We start from the raw sequence: 22,890 nt of genomic DNA, 5'->3' as shown, positions 1-22,890 counted from the left end.
TATAGATGAATATCATTTATAAAGTGAATACTCTTTTACTTTATAAGAAAGTATGTGATTAAAGGAAAAAGTTTGAACTAGAAAAGAACATATAACAATAAAACAATCATATAACACCTTAATAAGGTACATTTTATGCAAAAAAGTAGCACGCGCAAATAAAAAATTAAGTAAAAATAGAAAAAAATAAAATTATAAGTATACTATATATACAAAAACAAACAATGTAAATGGTGAAAAATAAACAAAGAATACAATGATATATAAATGATACTTGTATATGATTATTATATGTGCTATTATTTATCTATAAAGACATAACGAACATATAAAAGAACATAAAATCTTTAAGGAGGATATATAATGAGTCGTGTGGAAGAAATAACAAGAGAAAGCTGGATTATGAGCACGTTTCCGGAATGGGGAACCTGGCTAAACGAAGAAATTGAAAGAGAAGTAATTGCACCGGGAAATGTGGGCATGTGGTGGCTTGGATGTACGGGACTGTGGATAAAGACACCAGATAATTGTAATATAACCATTGATTTGTGGTGCGGAAATGGAAAACGTTCTCACGGTAACGGAAAAATGCAGGTGGGGCATCAGATGGCAAATATGTGTGGAGCAAGAAAAATGCAGCCAAATTTACGAGCAGTTCCCTTTGTTATTGATCCATTTGCCATCAAAAAGGTGGATGCAGTCCTTGCAACTCATTACCATCAAGACCATATGAGCGCAGAATATGCTGCTCATGTGATACAAAGCAATATGACCACAGTTGATGAATCTGGTAAAGAAATTCCGGTTCCATTTATCGGACCGAAAAAATCGGTTGAGTTGTGGCAAAAATGGGGAGTTCCGGCTAATCGCTGCATAATAGTAAAGCCTGGAGATACAATTAAAATGAAAGACATTGAAATCATAGCACTTGACTCCTTTGACAGAACTTGCCTTGTAACAACTGATTCGCAAGGTCCCGACAGAGAAGAATTAACAGGAGTCTGCCCGACAGATATGGATGATAAAGCAGTGAATTACTTGATTAAGACACCGGGAGGAAATATTTATCACAGTGGTGATTCCCATTATTCAATTTACTTTGCAAAGCACGGTAAGGATTATGATGTTGATGTAGCGTTTGGTTCCTACGGTGAAAATCCGGTTGGAATGGCAGACAAAATGACCTCTTGTGATATTTTACGTATGGCAGAAGCCTTGCAGTGTAAGGTAGTCATTCCAATTCATTATGATGTATGGACGAATTTTATGGCAGATGTAAATGAAATCAAGGTGCTCTATGAAATGAAAAAAGATCGTCTGGACTATAGGTTTCATCCATTTTTCTGGGAGGTTGGCGGAAAATACATTTATCCGGCAGACAAGGATAAAAAAGCATATCACCACCAAAGAGGCTTTGAAGATTGCTTTGAAGCACCGCAAAACATTCCATTTCGTTCTTGTTTATAGTATTACCTATCAAAAGAAAATCAAGCACAAGCAACGCGAGTACGATTAGAAGTATTTTTTGCTTCTGATCACGTAGTCTGGGGGAAAAGACATGTTAAGAGAATTTGTAGAAATGAAGCATTACAAATTTGCTGAAGAAGCAAAAGATTGGAAAGAGGCCATTCGCATGAGCTGTGAGCCTTTAGAGGCAGATGGGACAGTGGAAGCAAACTATAAAGAAGATATCATCGCATGTGTTGAAAAATATGGTCCATATATTGTTATCATTCCAGAGGTTGCAATGCCTCATTCTCAAGAAGGTGCAGTAGGGGTAAACAAAACAGCGATTAGCTTTATGAAACTACGTAAACCGGTCAGCTTTGATCCAAACGATCGTGAAAAGGATGCCAGATTATTTTTTACACTTGCATCCTGTAACCCAGAGCAGCATCTTGACAATATGATGAGGCTTTCTGAAATGCTTTCTAATGAAGAAATAGTTGCAGCTTTATTGGAAGCAAACAGTGAAAGTGATTTATTGGAAATTGAAAAAAAATATTTAACACATTAAAGGGAGGAAGAAAAAATGAGCATTTTAATGAACGTATGGAATTATTTTGCAACAAATGTATTGCAGCAGCCAGCCTTTATGATCGGATTAATAGTTATAATCGGTTACGTTTTACTTGGTAAGCCTTGGTATGATGTTTTGGCAGGTGCAATCAAAGCCATTGTAGGATATCTGATATTAACAGTAGGCTCAGGCGGACTCGTCAGTAATTTTCGTCCGGTACTGGTAGGCTTAAAGGATCGCTTTAATATGGACGCAATGGTAATTGACCCTTATTTTGGACAAAACGCAGTTACCGCAGGGGTAGAAGAGGTTTTTGGCAAAGGATTTGGTCAGGCGATGATTCTTTTGCTAATTGCATTTATTGTAAATATATTATTGGTACGTTTTAGTAAAATTACAAAGCTTCGTGCCTTATTCACAACAGGACACGTACAGGTACAGCAGGCTGCAACAGCATATTGGCTGATCATGTTTGCCTGTCCGTTTCTTTTAAAGAGTGATATGAAAATGCTGATTGTTATGGCACTGATTCTTGGTCTGTACTGGGCAGTAGGTTCTAATCTGACGGTTAAGCCTTGTCAGGAAATGACAGACGGAGCAGGCTTTTGTATGGCACATCAGCAGATGTTTGGCGTTGCATTAAACTATTGGTTAGCAGAGAAATTGTTTGGTAAAAAGAAAAACGGCAAGGAAGTAAAGAAGATAGATGATATCGAATTACCTGGTTTCATGTCAATTTTTAATGAAAATATGGTTTGTACTTCCATATTAATGCTTTTGTTTTTCGGAGCAATATTAGTTATATTAGGAAAAGACTATTTAGTAGCACAGGAATTTATGAAAGAAACTGACAGTATGGTATTTTATGTAATTAAGACCTGTTTATACTTCTCAGTATATTTAGCAATCCTTCAGTTAGGCGTGCGTACTTTCGTAACAGAGTTAACACAATCTTTCCAAGGTATTGCGAATAAGTTATTACCAGGTTCCATTCCGGGAGTTGACTGTGCGGTTATCTTTGGCTTTGGATCTGCGAATGCAGTTCCACTTGGATTTTTAGCAGGTTTTGCAGGGCAGATTTTAGCAATTGCAGCTTTAATTGTTTTAAAGAGTCCGGTACTTGTTATTTGCGGGTTCGTTCCGGTATTCTTTGATAATGCAACAATTGCAGTATTCGCAAATGAAAAAGGTGGAGCAAAGGCTGCTTTAATTCTCCCATTTTTCTCAGGTATTTGTCAGGTATTTGGTTCTGCAATTATTGCCGGCTGGGTAGGTATGGCGGCTTACGGTGGATATCTTGGAATGTGGGATTGGGCAGTGATATGGCCTGTTATGACCGCTGTAATGAAATACTTAAGTTATGCCGGTATTGCAATTATTGTAATTGTGCTTGCAATTATTCCACAAATCCAATATAAATTAGATAAGGATGATTATTTCCTGATTACAGAGGATTATGAGTCTTACAAGGAAAAGAAAGCAAGAAAAAATAGTTAGAATGAGAAGAAAAAAGGAGATCGTACTATGGCTAAGGAAAATATGAGCTTTTTAGTATGCTGTGCAAATGGAGCAGGCTCAAGCTTAATGATGAAGATGGCAATGCAAAAGGTACTTGATAAGGTTGGATTGGTTCCGGGAAAAATTCATCATTGTGCCCTATCAGAGGGAAAAAGTGCAGCTTTTCAGTATGATGTAGTATTTTGCGCACAAAATTTTATGAGTATGTTTAAGGATGCAGAAAAAAAAGGCACAAAAATAATCGGACTTAGAAATATAATGTCTACTCAGGAAATTGAGGAAAAGATGAAGGAAAATGGTTTAATATAAAGGTCACTATAATAGGAATTGGTAATAAAGGGGATTTCCGATAAGCTGGTGGAAATCCCCATGCTCTAATTATTCACCTTGTAAGACAATAAAAATTCTTGATTCAAAGCTCCTTGCTTAAGTGAAAGAAATGACAACGATGTTAAAAACTGATATAATATTTTAAATTCAAAAGGTAGGGAAAGACTATGAAAAGAGAAAAGAAATATGTAGATAGCAGACGAGATAATATTTTAAAAATAGTAAAAGAAAATCCGTACGTTAGAGTAAATGAGCTGGCGAAAAAGCTTGGAGTTTCACTCATTACTATAAGAAGGGATTTACAATTTTTGGATGAGCAAAAGCTGTTAAAGAGGACTCATGGCGGTGCGCAGGTAATGAAAAGCGAAGAGTGTGATAGCGATGAGATTTCTTATTATCGAAGGCTCATAGCGATGTATGCGGCTACGTTGGTGGAAAATGGGGATTCTTTATTTATCAATACCAGCACCAATGCTCTGCAAATGCTTCAATATGTAACATGTAATAATATTACAGCAATTACAAATAACGGCAAAGTGATTAACAGAGAGTATAGTCCTGGAATTAATGTTATATTAACAGGTGGTGAACTTCGTTATCCAAAGGATGCGATGGTAGGAGATTATGCAATACGTAACCTTCAGACCGTATTTGCTAAGAAAGCCTTTGTGGGCTGTTCGGGAATTACTCCAGATGCGGGGATGATGACTGAAATAGCCAGTGAAGTCAGTGTTAATGAGCTAATGGTAAATCACTCCACGGAAGCAGTCTATGTGATGGCGGATCATACCAAGATAGGGAAACGAAGCAGCTTTACCAGTTGTGCAATAGAAAAGGTGAATTATTTAATAACAGATGAACTGGCACCTGAAGAAGTGTTAGAAGAGTTTAAGAGCAAGGGAGTCAAGGTACATCAGGTTCATAAGGGAGAGTTTTAGAGCCATAGCTATTTAAAAAAGCCAGCATAAGTTTTGCAAAGCATGTTACGGAGGAAAATTTCTTATGGAAAAGGCTTATACATTAGGATTATATGAAAAGTCTATGCCGTCTTTCTTAAGTTGGAAAGAAAAATTATCAGCGGCTAAAGAAGCAGGATATGACTTTGTTGAAATAAGTATTGATGAAACAGAAGATAAACTATGTAGATTAGATATGACAAAGAAAGAGCGTTTGGAATTAGTAAAGCTTATGGTAGAGGTAGGAATTCCAATCAGAACCATGTGCCTGAGCGGTCATCGAAAATATCCGCTTGGCAGTAATGATCCCAAAGTCAGCCAAAGAGGAATGGAAATTATGAAAAAGGCCATTTCATTTGCAGATGATTTGGGAATACGTATTATTCAATTGGCGGGTTATGATGTTTATTATGAAGAGTCAAGTCTTGAAACAAAAAAACGCTTTCTCGATCACTTGAGAATCACTGCTAATATGGCAGAAAAGGCAGGAGTTATTTTAGGCTTTGAAACGATGGAAACCGAATTTATGAACACCGTTGAAAAGGCAATGAAATATGTTACCTTGGTAAACTCCACATATCTTAATGTTTATCCGGATATCGGAAATATTACAAATGCGGCATCTACCTATAAAGCAGATGTACTTGAGGATCTCTACATGGGCAAAGGACATTTAGTGGCAATGCATCTTAAGGAAACTGTTCCTGGTAAATTCAGAGAAATACCTTATGGAATGGGGCATGTTGATTTTGACAAAGCGATAGAAACCGCCTGGAATTTGGGAGTACGAAAATACGTTGCTGAATTTTGGTATACAAAAAATCCAGAATGGAAGAACGACTTAATATCTGCATATAAGATGTTAAGTGGGATATTGGACAGGCAAAAATAAATTTTAGATATAGAAATAGAAAGGCATATAGATGAAAGTAAATAAAAAAGTAATTTCTAATTTAGACAAATGCTACTCCATAGCACCATTAATATATGAAGGAAAACAGCATTTTTTGGTAGCGGCCGAAAAAACAGACCGTTGTATTTTATTTGATGATGACGGAAATGAGATGGATACAGTTTGGACAGAACCGGGCGGGGCAATGAGTATGGTACAAGTTCCTAAAAGCAATGGTCAGTTCCTCGCAACACAGCGGTTTTATTCACCTAATGATTCCAAGGAATCAAAAATAGTAATTGTTACCCCTGTTTCAAAAGGAGATTGGGAGATTAGAACGTTAGTAAAGCTTTCACATGTGCATCGCTTTGACATAGTCAGCCGTAATGGAGTCAATTATCTGATTGCCTGTACATTAAAATCCGGACATGAATATAAGGATGACTGGTCTATGCCAGGAAAGGTATATGCAGCGGTTCTTCCGGATGATTTGAGCGTATTTGATGAGGAGCACCAGTTAAAAATGAAAGTAATCAAAGATAATATGCTTAAAAATCATGGTTATTACCGTGTAAGTGACAATGGCTTAAAAACCTGCATTATTTCAGCAGATTGCGGAGTATTCCAGTTTATACCTCCAGAAAGTCCTAAAGGAGATTGGAGCATCAAGCAATTGCTAGATACACCTGCAAGTGATGCAGTATTGATTGATTTGGATTTGGATGGTGAAAAGGAACTTGCTGTCTTATCTCCGTTTCATGGAGATCAAATCAGTATATACAAGCGGGTAAATGGGACTTTTGAAAAGGTGTATGAGTATGATAAAGCGGCAGAATTTACACATGCTATTTATGGAGGAATGTTGTGTGGCCGACCGACAGTGGTTATTGGACATCGAAAGGGAGAGAGAAATCTTATGGCATTTACTTACAATGCGACAGAGAAAACATATCAAGTTGAAATAATAGATAAAGACTGTGGTCCGGCCAATGTATATCATTTTGTTAAAGACAATAAGGATATTCTGATATCTACCAATCGAGAGATTAACGAGATAGCAATGTATACGCTGATTGCAACTGAATCATAGAAAGATGAACAAACAAATAATGGATTAGATTGAATAGGACTTTGTAGAAAGGAATTAGTTTCTATGGAGTCCTTTTTTTAATTATTATCTAATTTAAAAACGAAATCACTTTTAGATAGTAATAAAAATAATCTTTATCTATGATAGTAATATAATATAACCACTTACCTCTGATATTTTACCACTAACCCAAAAGCTGTTTACAGCGAAAATTTTCTTGTTATAATAGCATTATGGAGATGAGGAAATGAAAATACGAATTGAAGTGGATGAAAACTTAATCGAAGAAGAAGTTGTGATAAGATGCAGCAGGCTGAATACGGATATTCAAAAAATACAACAAGCAGTATCCGATATTACCTCTAAGGCGCAGCGTTTTGTATTTTATAAGGGTGATACAGAATATTATCTTTTACTGGAAGAAATCTTATTTTTTGAAACAGAGGCAAACGGTATATGTGTGCACACATTAGATAATGTGTATCAAACAAAATATAAACTTTATGAATTAGAGGAACTCTTACCGGGATTTTTTATGAGAGTATCAAAATCAGCCATATTAAATGTGAATCAAATCTATTCGATTAGCCGTAATTTAACAGCTTCTAGTATTGTTCAATTCCAAAATACACATAAGCAGGTGTATGTATCAAGATATTATTATAAATTATTAAAGCAGAAATTAGAAGAAAAGAGGATGAGCGTATGAAAAGAGATAAAGTATTCTGGGGATTGTTTTTTATTCTGGCAGGATTATTTATGATTGTAAGCAGACTGGGTTATTTTGCAGAGTTAAATGTTTTCAGCCTGGTGATTTCCGTATTTTTGGTTGCATGTATGATTAAGAGTGTGAGATATCTAAACTTTTCAGGAATTTTATTTCCAATTGCATTCTTATGTATTATTTATGCAGAACCACTGGGTATTACAGAGATTACTCCATGGCCGGTTCTAGGTGCAGCGTTGTTTGGCAGTATTGGATTATCTATTATTTTTCACAATAAGTGCCACTTTGTACACTCCAAAAAGGAAGAGATTTTTTCAGAAATTATTGACCAGGAGGACAAAAGCAGCTTTAACTTTGAAACTACCTTTGGTTCAAGTATCAAATATGTAAATTCAGAGGATTTTCATCAGTCTGTTCTTAGTTGCTCTTTTGGTGCAATGAAAGTTTATTTTGATAATGCTGTAATACAAAATGGCAGTGCAATCATTAAGCTTAACGTTTCCTTTGCAGGTGTAGAACTATATATTCCAAAGTCTTGGAACGTTATTAACAAAGCAGATGTATCCTTTGGAGCAATTGAAGAGAAGAATAGAAACCAAAGCACAGGTGTTCCAAGTGTAACTTTGATTGGAAGCTCAAACTTTGCAGGAATTACGATTATATATGTTTAGATAGATGCTTACGAATTTTCTATTCTAACAGGAAATAGTTTGGGTGCTGCTGGCTCTTTGTTTAAACAAAAAAATAATACAATTTATAGGATATCATATCCCTCAACATTGCTTTTGAAGCTTATATGCTATATAATTATCAAAGAGTATAAGCTTCATATGGGAGGGGTTACTAATGAGAAAAATGCATCAAAGTATACTTATTTTAATGGCAGCCTTAGCAGTTTTTATTTACATTATAATACCCAGATTCGTTTATGCTTTAAAGGATGAGTGTACCTATTATAGAATTGGTTTATCAATCTTTGCAATTGTAATACTTTTTTTGATTACGGAGAACTTAAAAGTAAAGAAAATAGCACAAGACTTAAAAGCAAGTAGAGAAAAATACTTAATTGCATCTAAAAATGCGGATTTTACGTTCTGGGAGCTTGACATAGTAAATCGACGAATTATTTGCTCAAACCAGTCTGGGTGCCAACACGGCATGAGGGAAATTTTTGAAAATGTTCCGCAGTCATTGATAGAGGCTGGTTATGTTACCTTAGAAAGCCTTGATCAGTTTTTACAGATGTATGAAAAGGTATATGCTGGAGAACCTGTGGTGGTTGGAGAATTTTGGATGAAAATTCCGCAAAGTTCACAAAAAAGATTAATGAGAGTTACCTATACGACCCTATATGATAAATTTGGAAAACCGGCAAAGGCGGTTGGAACCTGTAAGGACATTACAATTGAAAAAGATATAGAGAAAAAATATAAGGAAGAAATCTACTACCATACCTGTGTCGATAAGGATGTAATAGGTTCCTTTCATTTTAATTTAACAAAGAATTGGTGTGGGGATGGTCATAGCAACATTCCTCAGGTGTTAGATTTGCAAAGCAGTGGAACGGTAGATGGTTTTTTTGAGAAAGAATATGAAATGAATGTTGATTTAGAAATAGCAAGTGAGTATAAGAAAAGATTTACGAGAAAGAATCTGCTCAACTGCTTTTATGAAGGAACCTCTCAATTAACTTTTGACCATAAGGTAATCATAGAGGGAAAAGTTATATGGATTACTACAGTGATTCATATGATTCAAAATCCTGATACCGGAGATATAGAAGGTTTTATTTATTCACGTAATATCAATAACCTGAAAATGAATGAGCAAATTATGAGAATCGTTATAGGTCTGGACTATGATTTAATTACGGTTATAGATCGCAGGCATAATACCTATATACTTTATCAAACCAATCAAGACATCATATTACCATTGGGAGTCAATCATAACTATGAAAAAGAGGTTTATCATTATGCGGCTCAGTTTGTGTATGAGGAGGATAGGGAACAATATATACATGACACATCCCTGATGGAAATAACGAAGCAATTGGAAAGAAGTAAGTATTTTATTATCTACTACCGTGTCATGGAGTCAAATGACAGGATACGTTGGAAAAAGAGCTACTATGTTTACATGGATGCAATGGATCAGGTAATAATTGGGACTAGAGTTGATATCACAGAGATTTTTGAAAGAGAAGAAAGGAAGAACGATTTATTAAAAAATGCACTTGCAGCAGCAGAGCAGGCAAATAAAGCAAAATCAGTATTTTTATCCAGTATGAGCCATGATATTCGTACTCCTATGAATGCAATAATAGGAATGACAAAGCTGGCTAAAATGGATATTGACAATAAGGAAAAGGTGCTGAATCATTTGAATATTATTGATTCTTCGGGAAAGCATTTGCTTAGTATTATTAATGATATCTTAGATATGTCCAGAATAGAAAGCGGGAAGCTGATATTTGCAGAGGAAGAATTTGATTTGAGGGCGTTGATAGAGGATATTGCATCTATGAATCGGGCACTTATTGATGAGAAGAAGCAATCCTTCGAAACGCGTTTTATTCATTTGCAGCATCAGCTTATTAAGGGGGATGAATTAAAATTAAAGCAAATTATTATTAATTTGCTTAGCAATGCTAATAAATTTACTCCTGACAAAGGACACATTTTATTAACCTTGGAAGAGATTAAATCAACTAAGGAAGAATATGCTTATTTTAGATGTAGTGTAGAGGATAATGGAATTGGAATTCCAAAAGAAATGCAGGAGGCTATATTTAATCCATTCGTACGCGATGGCATAGGTGCGATTAACAAAGTAGAAGGAACTGGATTAGGATTATCAATTGTTAAGAGCATGGTAGAAGCCAGAGGTGGAAGAATATGGGTGGAGAGTGAAGTTGGAAAAGGCTCAAAATTTATTTTTGAGTTTGCAGGCACGATTATGGATAAGTCAGATATTTTAGCGGAGGACAAGGTAGAGAAGAAAATTAATACTAATATTAATTGCAGTGGAGTTAAAATTTTATTAGTAGAAGATAATGAAATAAATGTAATGGTAGCAACGCAGCTTTTTGAAAAGCTGGGAGCAAGTGTAGAAACTGCGGCTAATGGCTCAATTGGCTTTGATAAATTTGTGTCAAGCAAAAATGGTTACTATGATATTGTGTTTATGGATGTTCAGATGCCTGTTATGAATGGTTATGAGGCAACAAAAGCAATTCGTGAAAGTACTCATCAACAAGCAAAAACAATACCTATTGTAGCCATGACGGCTGATGTATTTGCAGAAGATATTGCAAGAGCTAGAGAATGCGGTATGAATGCACATTTAGCAAAGCCATTTGAAATGTCACAGTTTTGTGAGCTGCTAAATAATTTAATTGTAGGGAATGATATTTAATTAAGGGGTTAGGAGTATAGAATCGTATTTAAGAGAGTAGAAATAAGTTTACCCTTTTATAGAATAGACATTTTTGAATGTTTGTTCTATTTTTTTGCTTTTTTCTCATATTAAAAATTCTTCTTGACTTCTGAAGTAAAAAATAGTATTATTTTAAAACATACTTAATCGATATGAATTATATGTTTTATGAAATTAAACAATAAGAAATAAAAACAGTAAAAAATATTTTAAAAGTATAAGGAAATGATCTGAATGGTTAAGATATGACAAAAGGAATGAAAGCTTATTACAATTCATAATTTTAATTAACTCTATTCTTCATGTCAGTTCAATATAGAATTAAAAAATAATATAGAAAGAGGTTGACAAATGGATATACAATTTATATCAAAATATCTTCCTATGTATGTAGAAGCTGCAAGATTAACAGTATTCATAGCATTCATTGGAATTTTATTCTCTGTTTTACTTGGATTTATATGCAGTTTGATTCGCTATATCAAGATACCAATTTTACATAAAATAGTAGATATTTATATAGAGCTGTCAAGAAATACTCCATTGCTGATTCAGTTATTCTTCTTGTATTTTGGATTGCCTAAAATTGGAATACGGCTTAGCTCAGAGTCTTGTGCTATAGCAGGCTTGGTATTTTTAGGTGGAAGTTATATGGCCGAAGCATTTCGAAGCGGATTGGAATCAATTCCAAATATCCAAAGAGAGTCTGGTCTTAGTATAGGCCTGACGAAAATGCAGGTATTTCTTTATATTATTTTACCGCAGGCGGTTACAGTTTCAATTCCGGCATTTAGTGCTAATGTTATTTTTTTAATTAAAGAAACCTCGGTATTTAGTGCAGTTGCTTTGGCTGATCTAATGTATGTTGCTAAGGATTTAATAGGACTGTACTATAAGACCGATGAAGCACTGCTCATGTTAGTAATGGCATACCTGGTTATTTTACTTCCAGTATCAATTATTTTTACACTTATAGAGAGGAAAATGCGCTATGCAGGATTTGGGAATCAGAGTTCTTTTTGAAGGTAAAAACTTAATACGATTATTGGGCGGCTTGTGGGTTACTCTTCGTATATCACTCTTATCCGCAGCAATTTCAATTGTACTTGGAATTTTACTTGGTATGGTGATGAATCGAAAAAATCCGATTACGAGAGCAATTACAAGAGTCTATTTAGAATTCATCCGTATTATGCCTCAGCTCGTGCTATTGTTTTTAGTTTATTTTGGCTTGACTAAGGCATTTGGAATAAATCTTACAGGTGAAACAGCGGCTGTCATTGTTTTTTCCATATGGGGTACAGCGGAGATGGGAGATTTGGTAAGGGGAGCCTTGCAGTCGATTCCAAAGCATCAGTATGAAAGTGGTAAAGCCATAGGATTAACACAGTTACAGATATATTGTTATATTATTATTCCGCAGACGATTCGACGGCTATTACCCTTAGCCATTAATCTAATAACCAGAATGATTAAAACTACATCTTTAATAGTATTGATTGGAGTGGTTGAAATGGTTAAGGTTGGACAACAGATTATTGAAGCAAACAGACTTACAGTTCCATCTGCGTCGTTATGGGTTTATGCGTTTATTTTTTTCTTATATTTTATTGTATGTTATCCGATATCAAGGCTCTCAGCATGTTTAGAGAAGAGATGGAAAAATTGAGGTAGAAGAAATGAAAAATGATGAAAAAATTTTAGAAATAAAGCATTTGAAGAAAAAATATGATGATACTGTCATTCTAAATGATATTAATATTAATATATACAAGGGTGAAGTAGTCGTCGTATTAGGACCGTCAGGCTGTGGAAAGAGTACCTTGCTTCGTTGCATTAATGGATTAGAGACAATTCAGGAAGGAGGAATCTATCTCAATGGAGAGAAAATCAGCAATCAGGATAAGAAAATGCATTTCGTAAGGCAGAAGATAGGAATGGTATTTCAAAGCTATGATTTATTTCCACACCTAACGATTGTAGAAAATATTTTGTTAGGACCTATCAAAGCGCAAGGCAGAGATAAAAAGGATGCGACACAGGAGGCAGAAAAGCTGCTTGAAAGAGTTGGTTTGCTTGATAAAAGAAATTCTTATCCAAGACAACTTTCTGGGGGGCAAAAGCAAAGAGTTGCGATCGTAAGAGCACTTTGCATGCATCCTCAGGTAATGTTGTTTGATGAAATTACAGCAGCGCTCGACCCTGAAATGGTTCGTGAGGTTTTGGATGTGATGCTAGAACTGGCAAAGGAAGGCGGTACTATGGTAATTGTAACACATGAGATGCAGTTTGCCAGAGCAATAGCCGACCGTATTATCTTTTTAGATCAAAGCAGGATAATCGAGGAGAGTACACCGCAGGAGTTTTTTGAAAATCCCAAAACAAGCCGGGCAAAGCAGTTTTTAAATGTATTTGATTTTGAAGTCGTAAAACATAGCGATTCAAATAAATAGAAAACGAGGAGGAAATGATATGAAGAAAAAATTATTGGCAGTATTATTAACATTAACCTTAGGAGCAATGGCACTTACCGGTTGTGCAAGTTCCTCTAAGGTTACGAATGACGTTTCATCAGAACAAAAAACAGAAACTACAGATACGCAAAAGGATGACAATGCAAAAGAGGAAACCTCAAATGGGACGGCAAGAACACTGGAACAGATTAAAGAAAGTGGTGAAATCGTAATCGGTGTATTCAGTGATAAAAAACCGTTTGGTTATGTAGATGAAAATGGAGAATATCAAGGTTATGATGTTTATTTAGGAAATAGAATTGCAAAAGATCTGGGTGTGGAGGTAGAATATGTGCCAGTTGAGGCAGCAAGCAGAGTGGAATATTTAGTTACTGCAAAGGTTGATATCATATTGGCAAACTTTACGGTTACTAAGGAGCGTGCCGAGCAGGTTGATTTTGCGCTTCCCTATATGAAAGTAGCACTTGGTATAGTATCCCCGGATAGTGCTTTAATTACGGATGCAAGCCAGCTAAATGGCAAAACTTTGATTGTCAGTAAGGGAACTACGGCTGAAACTTATTTTACAGAGAATTATCCGGAAGTAGAACTTCTTAAGTTTGATCAATACAGTGAGGCCTATAATGCATTATTAGATGGTCGTGGAGATGCTTTATCAACTGACAATACCGAGGTGCTGGCATGGGCGCTTGAGAATGATGGATTTTCTGTAGGCGTCGATGCACTTGGAAACATTGATACCATTGCACCAGCAGTACAAAAAGGTAATACCGAATTGTTAGAGTGGATAAATAATGAAATCGTAAGTCTTGCAGATGAAAGTTTCTTTCATAAGGATTATGTAGAAACATTAGCACCAGTATATGGTGACGCCGCAGATCCTGAAAGCCTGGTTGTAGAAGGTGGAGTCATAGAGCAGTAGAGCTTGTATTATAAAGATAAGTTGAAACATAACAAAGGTAAAATTTTCACAAAGGCTGAGCAAACGCTCAGCCTTTGCTAAGTTTATCTGAATTATGATATAATAAAGCGAAATATTAGAGCAAGAATAGAAAGCTGGGTTCAAAATGAAAGAAAAATTATATACAATACCGCTGATAGAGGCTTTTCAGGCTGATGATGAGTGTCCATTTTGCTACATTGAAAATAAATTAGAACAAGATGCCTTAGATTTTACACTAGGCGCTTGTTCTTCCTATATGGAAAGTGACATCAGAGAGCAAACCGATCATATGGGTTTTTGCAGGCATCACTTTAAGAAAATGTATCAGTATGGAAATTCATTAGGAAATGCCTTAATTTTAAAAACTCATATAAAGAAAATAAATCAAGAGTTGGAGAAGCAGCTAGAAAAATACGCTCCAGAGAAACAGACATTTTTAAATAAGTTGAAAAAACCTAACAATCTCAAGTCAAATCAGCTTGCAGAATGGATGGCACAAAAAGAAAGCACCTGCTTTGTCTGTGATTATATTCAAAATACCTATAATAGATATTTGGATACCTTTTTCTATTTATTTATGAATCAGCCTGAATTTATCGAGCATATCAAACATTCGAAGGGTTTTTGCCTGCATCATTTTGGGGAGGTAACAAATCTTGCAGCATCTAAGCTGAATCAGCAGCAACATATACAGTACACGCAAGTGGTATTTCCAATTATGAAGAACAACATGGCAAGAATGGAGCAGGATATTTCGTGGCTGGTGGATAAGTATGATTATCGTAATGCAGATGCAGACTGGAAAAATTCCAGGGATGCATTACAAAGAGGCATGCAAAAACTAAAGGGTGGATATCCGGCAGAGAAAAGCTATCAAGGCAATCGATAACCTGGGAGGTAAGTGTGAAAGGAATTTATAATATACCAGAGCAGTTCTTTAGTTTATTTAAGTCGAGAAATCGTTATATTTATATTGAATCGTTACTTTTAATTTACGATGAATATCTTTATAATGATTATTTCCTTAGTAAAGAAACTTGCATTCAGCTATTGGCAGACTGCTTTTCAAATCGTTTGGTAGATATATCAGCAGATGATACAGAGGAGGATACCGATAAGCTTGAGCCTATTGCAACACGGATTTTCACGAAATTAGTAAAGTTTGGATGGCTTCGTAAGATAGAAGATTACGGAGCGTTTAAAACGAATGTCGTAATTCCAGATTATGCATCTATATTCATAGAGACATTTCAAAAGCTTGACAATCCTCAAGCAGATGAGACTGATTTATACATTCAGAATGTTTATACAAACCTTTATTCTTTTTATCATGACAATAAGGCAGGTATTGAGCTGCTTAAGACCGCCATGGTTAATACAGCAAAGCTAAATCGGGCACTTCAGGACATGCTTCACAATATGGATAAATTTTTCGAGGCATTATTAAAGCAGGAAAGCTATGAAGCTTTGTTGCAAGAGCATTTAAACGGCTATGTAGAAAATGTTGTTAATAAAAAATATGCGCTGTTAAAAACAGGCGATAATTTCTATATCTATAAAAATGATATCAAAACACTTCTAAAGAAAATTAGAGAAGATGAGCAAAGACAATTGATGCTGAGACAGAGGATGCAGTTAAGCCGGATAGACTCTGAAAAGATAGAACAAGAAATGAATGAAATCCTTGACCATGTAGAGCGCGGCGTTGCCAATATGGAAAAAAGAATTGCACGTATTGATTCAGAGCATAGCAAATATATAAGAGCTACGGTAAGACGTTTGGAATATATGCTAAATAATGATGACAATGTCAAAGGAAATGTGGTGAAGCTGCTTGGTATGATGAATGAAAGGCGAAAGGACAGCATACTGGAAAAAATCGCTGATACCATATTGCTTAATGACTTTACTATCATTTCACAAGAAGCAATGTATCAAAAGAGAGGGAAAAAAAAGACGTTTGAAGATACCATTGCAACAGAAGAAAATGCAACAGAAGACTTAAGCCTAGAAGAAATACTGAAGCTGAATCAAAATAAAAATAGATACAGTAAAAAAGAGATTGAAAGCTTTATTTTACAGAGAATGGAACAGGGAGTATACACAACCAATGAAGCCAGTGTTAAGACACAGGGAGAATTTGAATTGCTTATTCTGGCCTACGACTATAGCATACGAAAGAAAAGTCCGTTTCGGGTCAATAAATACAAACAAGCCATCATCCAAAATGACAGATACAGCTATCCAAAGCTTACCTTTGAATTAAAGAAAGAGACATTGCAAGAAAACAAGGAGGAGCGCGATGATTCAGTACTATAAAGACCTCACAGAAGAGGAACAGGAAGAAGTGACAAAGACCATATCACTTTTGCAGGCTCAGACATTTATACTAGAGCGAAAATATGACAAAAAGACAGCCAGATATCAATACAACAAAGAATACAGAGTATGTGAAAAACACCTTGAATTTCTTATGGAATATTTCAAAATAGCAGGCATTGAACTAATCGAAAACAGGCAGTACGGCGTGATGGCTCTTAGAAGCAGTCATTTGCTGGGAGAAAAATTAAGTAAGCTGACAACAATTTTTATCCTTTTACTCAAACTGATTTTTGAAGAAAAGATGAACAGCGTATCAAATGCTGTACATGTCTATGCTTCACTTGATGAGGTTTACGATAAAATCAATCTGTTTCGGTTATGGGATAATAAAGCACTTCCCATTACAGAAATCAAAAAAACGATAACAGTACTTCGTAAATATCAGATAATCGATTTACTCGATTTTGATGGTGAGATAAAAGGAGAAACTAATCTAATCTTATATCCTTCCATTAATTTATTATTACATGCAGAAGAAGTACGAAACATTATTACACAATATCAGGAAAGTGAGGAGGAGGAAGATGACTGCATTTCAGGGGATGACGAGAATGTGTCTGAACAATTGGCATTATATTAATAAAAAAGTATTATCCTTTAGTACTGGAATTAACTTCTTTACGGGACATTCAGGAAGCGGTAAATCAACAGTACTCGATGCACTACAGCTCTTATTATATGCCGATACAAATGGGCGCGGCTTTTTTAATAAGGCAGCAAAGGATGATTCGGACAGAACCTTGATGGAATACCTAAGGGGAATGAAAGTAGTTTCGGAAAACGATGAGGCAGGTTATCTGAGAAATCAGAACTTTTCCACTACAATTGTATTAGAATTTAAGAATATGGAAAAAGATGAGTATCAGTGTGTTGGAATTATATTTGATATTGATGTGCCGGCTAATGATGCAGAAAGAATGTTTTTCTGGCATAAAGGCCGTCTGCCTGTCAATAATTACAGACAAAGCGACAGGCCAATGTCTATACGCGAGCTTAAAGAATGGCTGAACGGTCAATACGAAAAGGAGCAGTGGGATTATAGCAGAACCAATGAAAAGTTTAGAGCTAAATTATATGAAACCTATTTAGGTGGTCTTGACGATAAGAAGTTTCCGTCACTGTTTAAAAAAGCGATTCCATTTCGAATGAATATGAGGTTGGAGGATTTTGTAAAAAACTATATTTGTATGGAAAAAAATATTCATATCGAAGATATGCAAGACAGTGTGATTCAATATGTTCGTTTGCGAAGACGCTTAGAGGACACAAGACGGGAGATTCTGAAGCTAGAGGAGATTCATAATCAATATGAAGACTTTCAAAAGCGATGGAAGCAATCACAGCAATATCAATATCAGATAGATAAATTAGACATATATACAATAGAACAGCGCATGGAGGAAATAGCTCAAAAACAAGGTGTTTATCAGGGTGATTTAGACGGGATGGAGGAAAGAATTAAAGCAGTTGATGAAGAGATTGAACAGCTTCAAAAGCAGCGTGATGAGGTTATGATTGCAATTGAAAACAGTGGCTATACACACCTTGAAACCGAGCTTAGGTCAATGAATCAATTACTTGAATTTTTAAATAGCAGTAAGGTAAAATATGATAAAATAGCAAAAGGCTTAGAAGGCTGGCTTGATATGGGATTTTTATCAGATGAGATTAAGCTTTATATAGAAGGTTTTATCAGTTACCAAACTAATTCCAATCAGCTATCTCAGATGCAGTCAGCACTAAAGAAAGCAAGAGACAATCTGCAAAGAGATCGTGATGATGTAGAGGAAAAGCTTAAGACACTTCAAAAAGAGTCGTTGGAGCTTTATGAGGAAATGAAAGAGCTTCAAGCAGGGAAAAAGGCATATCCGGCATACATAAATGAAGCAAGAGAATTGCTAAAAGAGCAGCTAAAAGAGCGCTTTGATAAGGAAATTGAGGTTCATATAGTAGCTGATTTACTGGAGGTAAAAGAAGATTTATGGAGAAATGCAGTAGAAGGCTATATGGGAAACAACAAGTTGTCCCTTATTGTTTCTCCTAAGTACGCGAAAGCGGCCATTGAGATTTATCATACGATGGATGTGAAGAAGTATTATAAAGTGTCTGTTATTGATTCAGAACGGGTGATGAAGGCTTCCAAGCCTGTATTAGACAATTCTTTAGCAAATGAGGTATTAAGTGAAGTTGATTATGCAAAAGCATATGTGGATTACCTGATGGGAAGCGTAATAAAGTGTGAAAACACAGAACAATTAAGGCAGAATAAGAGCGCGGTAACAATGGACTGCCTGCTCTACCATAATTATAAAATACAGCATATGAATCCAAGGAACTACACAGATTTTGCTTATATAGGGAAAAATGTAATCGAACAAAGAATGATACGGCTTAACAAAAGACTGAATTCAATCAAAGAGGAGAAAAGTCCATACAGTGAGCTTCTACGTGAATATAAGGAAATGCTGGCATTTGAACCCTTGCAAGACGATCTTGAGGTCTACGAAAAATACTTATTGGACATTAAACAAATGAAACCCAGACAGGTAGAAAAAGAATCTCTTGAGATTAAGATCGAAGGATTAAAAGAAAAAGATATCAGGGAGTGGAAAGAAAAGAAAGATTTACTAGAGCAACAATTAAAGGCAAAGATAACACAAAAAGAGCATTTTATCGTTGAACAAAGGTCAAAAACGAAAGCACTGATAGATTTTAAAGAAGAACGAACCATGCTGACCGGTGAGCTTGTGATAAAGGAAAAGGATTTTGTAAAAGACGAGCGGCAGGAGGAAAGCTTTCAGGAGTTAATCAGACAAAAGTCAGGTGAGAGGCCGGAGCGCTTAAAAAACTGGCTTATGAATAAAAAGTTTTCAGTAGACAGCAGTGCCAATGCTGAGTATGAGAAGCTAATTCATATCCGGGAGAATTATCAAAGAGAGTATTCCTTTCGGGGGTATTCGACAACGGGTAGAGATAATAAAGACTTTGAAGAATTGCTTAACAAGCTAAAAAGCGACAAGCTGCAAGAGTTTAGTGAAAAGGCGGCAAGTCAGGCAAGAACTGCAATTCATCATTTTAAAACTGATTTTATCTATAAAATACGAGATTCTATAAAAGAAGCAATGCAGCAAAAGGATGAGTTAAATAAAATATTGTCAAGCTCTGACTTTGGTAAGGAAAAATATCGCTTTATCATTACAAAAAATAAGGGGGAAGATGGAAAGTTTTACAATATGTTTATGGATGAGAATTTGGAGGTAAATCCAATGCAATTGTCCAATCACATGGAGAATCAGCTAGATTTGTTTTCGAAAGGACATACTGAAAACTACGGTGAGTTAATTAATGAGCTGATTGAAATCTTTATGCCACCGGAAAACTGTGATACTAAGGAGCTGGAAGAAGCACGTTTTCATATGGAGAAATATGCGGATTATCGAACTTATTTATCCTTTGACATGGAACAGTTGATTGATGGGATGCCACCGATGCGCTTAAGCAAGATGTTATCAAAAAACTCAGGAGGAGAAGGACAGAATCCTCTTTATATCGCTCTGCTAGCAAGCTTTGCTCAGATCTATAAGATTCATACAAAAGAAAATTCCAGAAGAAATCCCACCATCCGATTAGTTGTTTTAGATGAAGCATTTTCTAAAATGGATGGGGAAAAGGTTGGAAGCTGCGTAGAACTGATACGAAAAATGGGTTTTCAAGCAATTATCAGCGCAACCAATGACAAGCTCCAAAACTATGTGGATTATGTGGATAAAACTTTTGTTTTTGCCAATCCAAATAAAAATCATATTTCAATTCAGCCATTTGAAAAAAGTGAATTTCAAAAATTGTTGAATATAAGTAATTAAACATTGTTTCCTAGTGAGTTGATCTTGATTTGACCGCTTTCTTGCAATGGTTGAATATTCAGATAAAATATGGGATTTTTGGAAATAAATTATTATTAGCACTCAACTATTGACAGTGCTAATAATGTGTGATATATATAAAGTATAACAAATATAACAGGAGCGTTATTACAAACGAATCATATATTACCGATTGAATAGTGAGAGGATGGTGGTAGATATGACGTTTTCTAAAATAAATGAATATACCGTGCAATGTGTAATTACTATGAGCGAAATTGATCAAATGGGTTATGCTTTGCAGGAGCTTTATACAAATAGAGAGGCTGCCTCTGAGTTTATGAGAAATATAATGAAAAAGGGAGAAGAGGCAGGATTTCAATTAAACAGTAATTTGCAAGAAATCCAAGCCATGTTACTTTCTGACAGTAAGCTTGTATTGAGCTTTACTGCAGTAGATCCAGATCGTCAGGTAAATCAAATGATTGAAAATATACTGGCAGCCAGTGATGCAGTAGAATTGATAGGCAAGGAACATCTAAAGGAAATTCTTCATATGACTGGCAAGGAAAAGTTTATGTGCTTTCAAGAAATAATGGCTCAGTATAATGACATGATTGATCAGCCAAACAAAGACGAAGCAAAAACAAAAGAGCTAAAAGAGGAGAAAAGTAACATTAAGGATAAAAAGCAGTATATGTTTCAATTTGCTAACTTATCTCATCTGGAGCAATTATGTAAGTCAGTTAAGTCACAGATACCTTCTAGTTTATATAGAAACAACGAACAATATTACCTGCTTACGGACTTTGCTGGAATGGATCAAGATGTGGTGAATAGCTTTATAGTTCGCGCCATGGAATTTGCAGCAAGAATAGAAAATAATAAGCTTGTACTGGCCTATATAAAAGAACATGCAAATCATATGCTTGAGAAAGAAGCTATAGATGTATTAAAAAAACTATAAGAAAAATTTTGAAATAATATAATATAACTCATCCTACGGCTAATTATCATCTTTGAGAGGTAATTAGCCGTAATGTGTTAGAGAATTATTCAATACTTTTTATAAGAAAGGCTTCTGTTACTGCGTTTTCTGCTGTTTCAGTACTTTCTTCTTTCATATCGTACACACGGTACCATTCCTTAGTTTCTTCATTCTTGACAGCCTCGCTTCTATTTTTAGATAAAAAGTTAGTTAAAGCATAGCAATCAACCCATATTTCATTGTTACATTCTTTTTGAGATTCATCAAAGATTAATTGTAGGCCAAAATGTAGGTGGGTTGTATTAATATTGTTAACATTTTCCTTAGAGCTATAACCAGTATGCCCCATATAGCCTATGACATCACCCGCAGTTACTGTATCCCCTTCCTTTAAGGTTTTACAATACGGGAAATTTTGCCTAAGGTGAGCATAATAATAATAGCGTTTTTTATTAAAGCTTCGTATGCCGATTCGCCATCCACCATACTGATTCCAACCAAGCGCCTCTATGTAACCTGACTCTACTGCGATAATAGGTGTACCAGTCTGACCCATCATATCATGCCCTAGATGATTTCTTCGATATCCATAAGAGCGAGATACTCCGAAATCATCATAGTCACTGTACGGAAAGCCTTTTGCAATAGGAGAGAAAGCTTTCAGACCATATTTTTTTACCCAGACCTTATCTCCGTTTTCATCATCTTCTTCAATCTCGTATTCACCCACAAAACCATCTAAGATAGCACTATAAGCCTCATAATAGTACGAATAATATTTTAAATCTGCTGTCAATGCTTGCATTGTACTTTCGCCGGACTTGATTAACTCAGCGGCTTTTTTTATTTCAAGGATTGCTTTTTTATTAACTTCTCCCCCACACTTACTGGCGGCATAGGCTAATAATTCAATCCAATCAAGCTTAATATCCGTTTTATAGGAATCAATATCATAGTGATAGGCCGTACTGAGTGCGTCTGAGGTGACATTAAATTCTACCCACTTAATATAATCCTTTTTTTGCTTTGGAGTTGTATCACGGTTTTTAAAGGGATTGCTTTCCGATTCAGTATTCATTTGTGATGTCAGGATGGCTTCAATATTATTTTTACAAGAGAAAATAGCGACAAATAGTAAGAGAAAGAGAATTTCACCGATGATTCCTTTTTTAATCTTATTCAAATCGATACCTGCTAAATATGATAATGTAATAATACTATATGTCAAGAAATATGAAAATATGAAAGGTTTGTTTACATAAAAATATG

Annotated in this window: 20 protein-coding genes; 19 read left to right on the top strand and 1 reads right to left on the bottom strand. The window is 35.3% G+C overall.

All coding sequences use genetic code 11. The annotated features are described in order from the left end of the window. The first annotated feature begins 363 nt into the window (after nt 1-363). From ulaG to C8E03_RS11925, 19 genes are all read left to right on the top strand, one after another. On the top strand, nt 364-1,467 hold the full coding sequence (gene ulaG, locus C8E03_RS12015) for an L-ascorbate 6-phosphate lactonase (RefSeq protein WP_094377841.1): 1,104 nt from the start codon (nt 364-366) through the stop codon (nt 1,465-1,467). 91 nt (nt 1,468-1,558) lie between these two features. Then, the gene (locus C8E03_RS12010; protein WP_094377840.1) at nt 1,559-2,017 is read left to right on the top strand and encodes a PTS sugar transporter subunit IIA; all 459 of its coding nucleotides are present in this window, start codon (nt 1,559-1,561) and stop codon (nt 2,015-2,017) included. A 15-nt stretch (nt 2,018-2,032) separates the two neighbouring features. Beyond that, the gene (locus C8E03_RS12005; protein ID WP_094377839.1) at nt 2,033-3,517 is read left to right on the top strand and encodes a PTS ascorbate transporter subunit IIC; all 1,485 of its coding nucleotides are present in this window, start codon (nt 2,033-2,035) and stop codon (nt 3,515-3,517) included. 27 nt (nt 3,518-3,544) lie between these two features. Further along, nucleotides 3,545-3,847 (top strand): PTS sugar transporter subunit IIB, encoded by a 303-nt coding sequence (locus C8E03_RS12000; protein ID WP_094377838.1) that lies wholly within the window; start codon nt 3,545-3,547, stop codon nt 3,845-3,847. Between the two features lie 188 nt (nt 3,848-4,035). After that, complete coding sequence (locus C8E03_RS11995; protein WP_094377837.1) at nt 4,036-4,806, top strand: DeoR/GlpR family DNA-binding transcription regulator; 771 nt, start codon at nt 4,036-4,038, stop codon at nt 4,804-4,806. Between the two features lie 64 nt (nt 4,807-4,870). Further along, nucleotides 4,871-5,716 (top strand): L-ribulose-5-phosphate 3-epimerase, encoded by an 846-nt coding sequence (locus C8E03_RS11990; RefSeq protein ID WP_094377836.1) that lies wholly within the window; start codon nt 4,871-4,873, stop codon nt 5,714-5,716. Nucleotides 5,717-5,747: 31 nt separating this feature from the next. Beyond that, on the top strand, nt 5,748-6,806 hold the full coding sequence (locus C8E03_RS11985; protein ID WP_110291148.1) for a hypothetical protein: 1,059 nt from the start codon (nt 5,748-5,750) through the stop codon (nt 6,804-6,806). A 247-nt stretch (nt 6,807-7,053) separates the two neighbouring features. Next, nucleotides 7,054-7,515: a LytTR family DNA-binding domain-containing protein gene (locus C8E03_RS11980; RefSeq protein ID WP_094377834.1), complete on the top strand. Its 462-nt coding sequence runs from the start codon at nt 7,054-7,056 to the stop codon at nt 7,513-7,515. Continuing rightward, on the top strand, nt 7,512-8,204 hold the full coding sequence (locus C8E03_RS11975; RefSeq protein ID WP_094377833.1) for a LiaF transmembrane domain-containing protein: 693 nt from the start codon (nt 7,512-7,514) through the stop codon (nt 8,202-8,204). The genes C8E03_RS11980 and C8E03_RS11975 overlap by 4 nt, the downstream gene beginning before the upstream one ends. A 175-nt stretch (nt 8,205-8,379) precedes the next feature. Beyond that, on the top strand, nt 8,380-10,950 hold the full coding sequence (locus C8E03_RS11970) for an ATP-binding protein (protein WP_110291147.1): 2,571 nt from the start codon (nt 8,380-8,382) through the stop codon (nt 10,948-10,950). Between the two features lie 372 nt (nt 10,951-11,322). Next, nucleotides 11,323-11,994: an amino acid ABC transporter permease gene (locus tag C8E03_RS11965; RefSeq protein ID WP_094377831.1), complete on the top strand. Its 672-nt coding sequence runs from the start codon at nt 11,323-11,325 to the stop codon at nt 11,992-11,994. Continuing rightward, entirely contained in the window at nt 11,963-12,640 is a 678-nt protein-coding gene (locus tag C8E03_RS11960) for an amino acid ABC transporter permease (protein WP_094377830.1), read from the top strand. The genes C8E03_RS11965 and C8E03_RS11960 overlap by 32 nt, the downstream gene beginning before the upstream one ends. A gap of 10 nt (nt 12,641-12,650) precedes the next feature. Then, nucleotides 12,651-13,424, top strand: coding sequence for an amino acid ABC transporter ATP-binding protein (locus tag C8E03_RS11955; protein ID WP_094377829.1), 774 nt, complete (start codon nt 12,651-12,653; stop codon nt 13,422-13,424). A 19-nt stretch (nt 13,425-13,443) separates the two neighbouring features. Continuing rightward, a complete protein-coding gene (locus C8E03_RS11950; protein ID WP_094377828.1) occupies nt 13,444-14,367 on the top strand; it encodes a cysteine ABC transporter substrate-binding protein in 924 nt (307 codons plus the stop codon). A 145-nt stretch (nt 14,368-14,512) separates the two neighbouring features. After that, nucleotides 14,513-15,277, top strand: a complete 765-nt coding sequence (locus C8E03_RS11945) for a DUF6062 family protein (protein ID WP_094377827.1) — start codon at nt 14,513-14,515, stop codon at nt 15,275-15,277. 14 nt (nt 15,278-15,291) lie between these two features. Further along, complete coding sequence (locus C8E03_RS11940) at nt 15,292-16,707, top strand: Wadjet anti-phage system protein JetA family protein (protein WP_110291146.1); 1,416 nt, start codon at nt 15,292-15,294, stop codon at nt 16,705-16,707. Then, on the top strand, nt 16,691-17,350 hold the full coding sequence (locus tag C8E03_RS11935) for a DUF4194 domain-containing protein (RefSeq protein WP_094377825.1): 660 nt from the start codon (nt 16,691-16,693) through the stop codon (nt 17,348-17,350). The genes C8E03_RS11940 and C8E03_RS11935 overlap by 17 nt, the downstream gene beginning before the upstream one ends. Further along, nucleotides 17,295-20,633, top strand: coding sequence for an ATP-binding protein (locus tag C8E03_RS11930; RefSeq protein WP_170122985.1), 3,339 nt, complete (start codon nt 17,295-17,297; stop codon nt 20,631-20,633). The genes C8E03_RS11935 and C8E03_RS11930 overlap by 56 nt, the downstream gene beginning before the upstream one ends. Before the next feature lie 220 nt (nt 20,634-20,853). Next, nucleotides 20,854-21,600 (top strand): adaptor protein MecA, encoded by a 747-nt coding sequence (locus tag C8E03_RS11925; protein ID WP_170122984.1) that lies wholly within the window; start codon nt 20,854-20,856, stop codon nt 21,598-21,600. Nucleotides 21,601-21,685: 85 nt separating this feature from the next. On the opposite strand, the gene C8E03_RS11920 is transcribed toward C8E03_RS11925, so the two are convergent. Beyond that, nucleotides 21,686-22,810, bottom strand: a complete 1,125-nt coding sequence (locus tag C8E03_RS11920; RefSeq protein WP_242993517.1) for a M23 family metallopeptidase — start codon at nt 22,808-22,810, stop codon at nt 21,686-21,688. Nucleotides 22,811-22,890 lie beyond the last annotated feature (80 nt).

Origin of the sequence: Lachnotalea glycerini (assembly GCF_003201285.1) — a bacterium.
GTDB lineage: Bacteria > Bacillota > Clostridia > Lachnospirales > Lachnospiraceae > Lachnotalea > Lachnotalea glycerini.
The sequence above is the reverse complement of the archived record's forward strand: the minus strand, read 5'-3'. Positions and strand labels throughout refer to the sequence as shown.

Coding starts and splice junctions, on each gene's coding strand:
- ulaG (WP_094377841.1), top strand. CDS start 364: ATGAGTCGTGTGGAAGAAATAACAAGAGAAAGCTGGATTATGAGCACG.
- C8E03_RS12010 (WP_094377840.1), top strand. CDS start 1,559: ATGTTAAGAGAATTTGTAGAAATGAAGCATTACAAATTTGCTGAAGAA.
- C8E03_RS12005 (WP_094377839.1), top strand. CDS start 2,033: ATGAGCATTTTAATGAACGTATGGAATTATTTTGCAACAAATGTATTG.
- C8E03_RS12000 (WP_094377838.1), top strand. CDS start 3,545: ATGGCTAAGGAAAATATGAGCTTTTTAGTATGCTGTGCAAATGGAGCA.
- C8E03_RS11995 (WP_094377837.1), top strand. CDS start 4,036: ATGAAAAGAGAAAAGAAATATGTAGATAGCAGACGAGATAATATTTTA.
- C8E03_RS11990 (WP_094377836.1), top strand. CDS start 4,871: ATGGAAAAGGCTTATACATTAGGATTATATGAAAAGTCTATGCCGTCT.
- C8E03_RS11985 (WP_110291148.1), top strand. CDS start 5,748: ATGAAAGTAAATAAAAAAGTAATTTCTAATTTAGACAAATGCTACTCC.
- C8E03_RS11980 (WP_094377834.1), top strand. CDS start 7,054: ATGAAAATACGAATTGAAGTGGATGAAAACTTAATCGAAGAAGAAGTT.
- C8E03_RS11975 (WP_094377833.1), top strand. CDS start 7,512: ATGAAAAGAGATAAAGTATTCTGGGGATTGTTTTTTATTCTGGCAGGA.
- C8E03_RS11970 (WP_110291147.1), top strand. CDS start 8,380: ATGAGAAAAATGCATCAAAGTATACTTATTTTAATGGCAGCCTTAGCA.
- C8E03_RS11965 (WP_094377831.1), top strand. CDS start 11,323: ATGGATATACAATTTATATCAAAATATCTTCCTATGTATGTAGAAGCT.
- C8E03_RS11960 (WP_094377830.1), top strand. CDS start 11,963: ATGCAGGATTTGGGAATCAGAGTTCTTTTTGAAGGTAAAAACTTAATA.
- C8E03_RS11955 (WP_094377829.1), top strand. CDS start 12,651: ATGAAAAATGATGAAAAAATTTTAGAAATAAAGCATTTGAAGAAAAAA.
- C8E03_RS11950 (WP_094377828.1), top strand. CDS start 13,444: ATGAAGAAAAAATTATTGGCAGTATTATTAACATTAACCTTAGGAGCA.
- C8E03_RS11945 (WP_094377827.1), top strand. CDS start 14,513: ATGAAAGAAAAATTATATACAATACCGCTGATAGAGGCTTTTCAGGCT.
- C8E03_RS11935 (WP_094377825.1), top strand. CDS start 16,691: ATGATTCAGTACTATAAAGACCTCACAGAAGAGGAACAGGAAGAAGTG.
- C8E03_RS11930 (WP_170122985.1), top strand. CDS start 17,295: ATGACTGCATTTCAGGGGATGACGAGAATGTGTCTGAACAATTGGCAT.
- C8E03_RS11925 (WP_170122984.1), top strand. CDS start 20,854: ATGACGTTTTCTAAAATAAATGAATATACCGTGCAATGTGTAATTACT.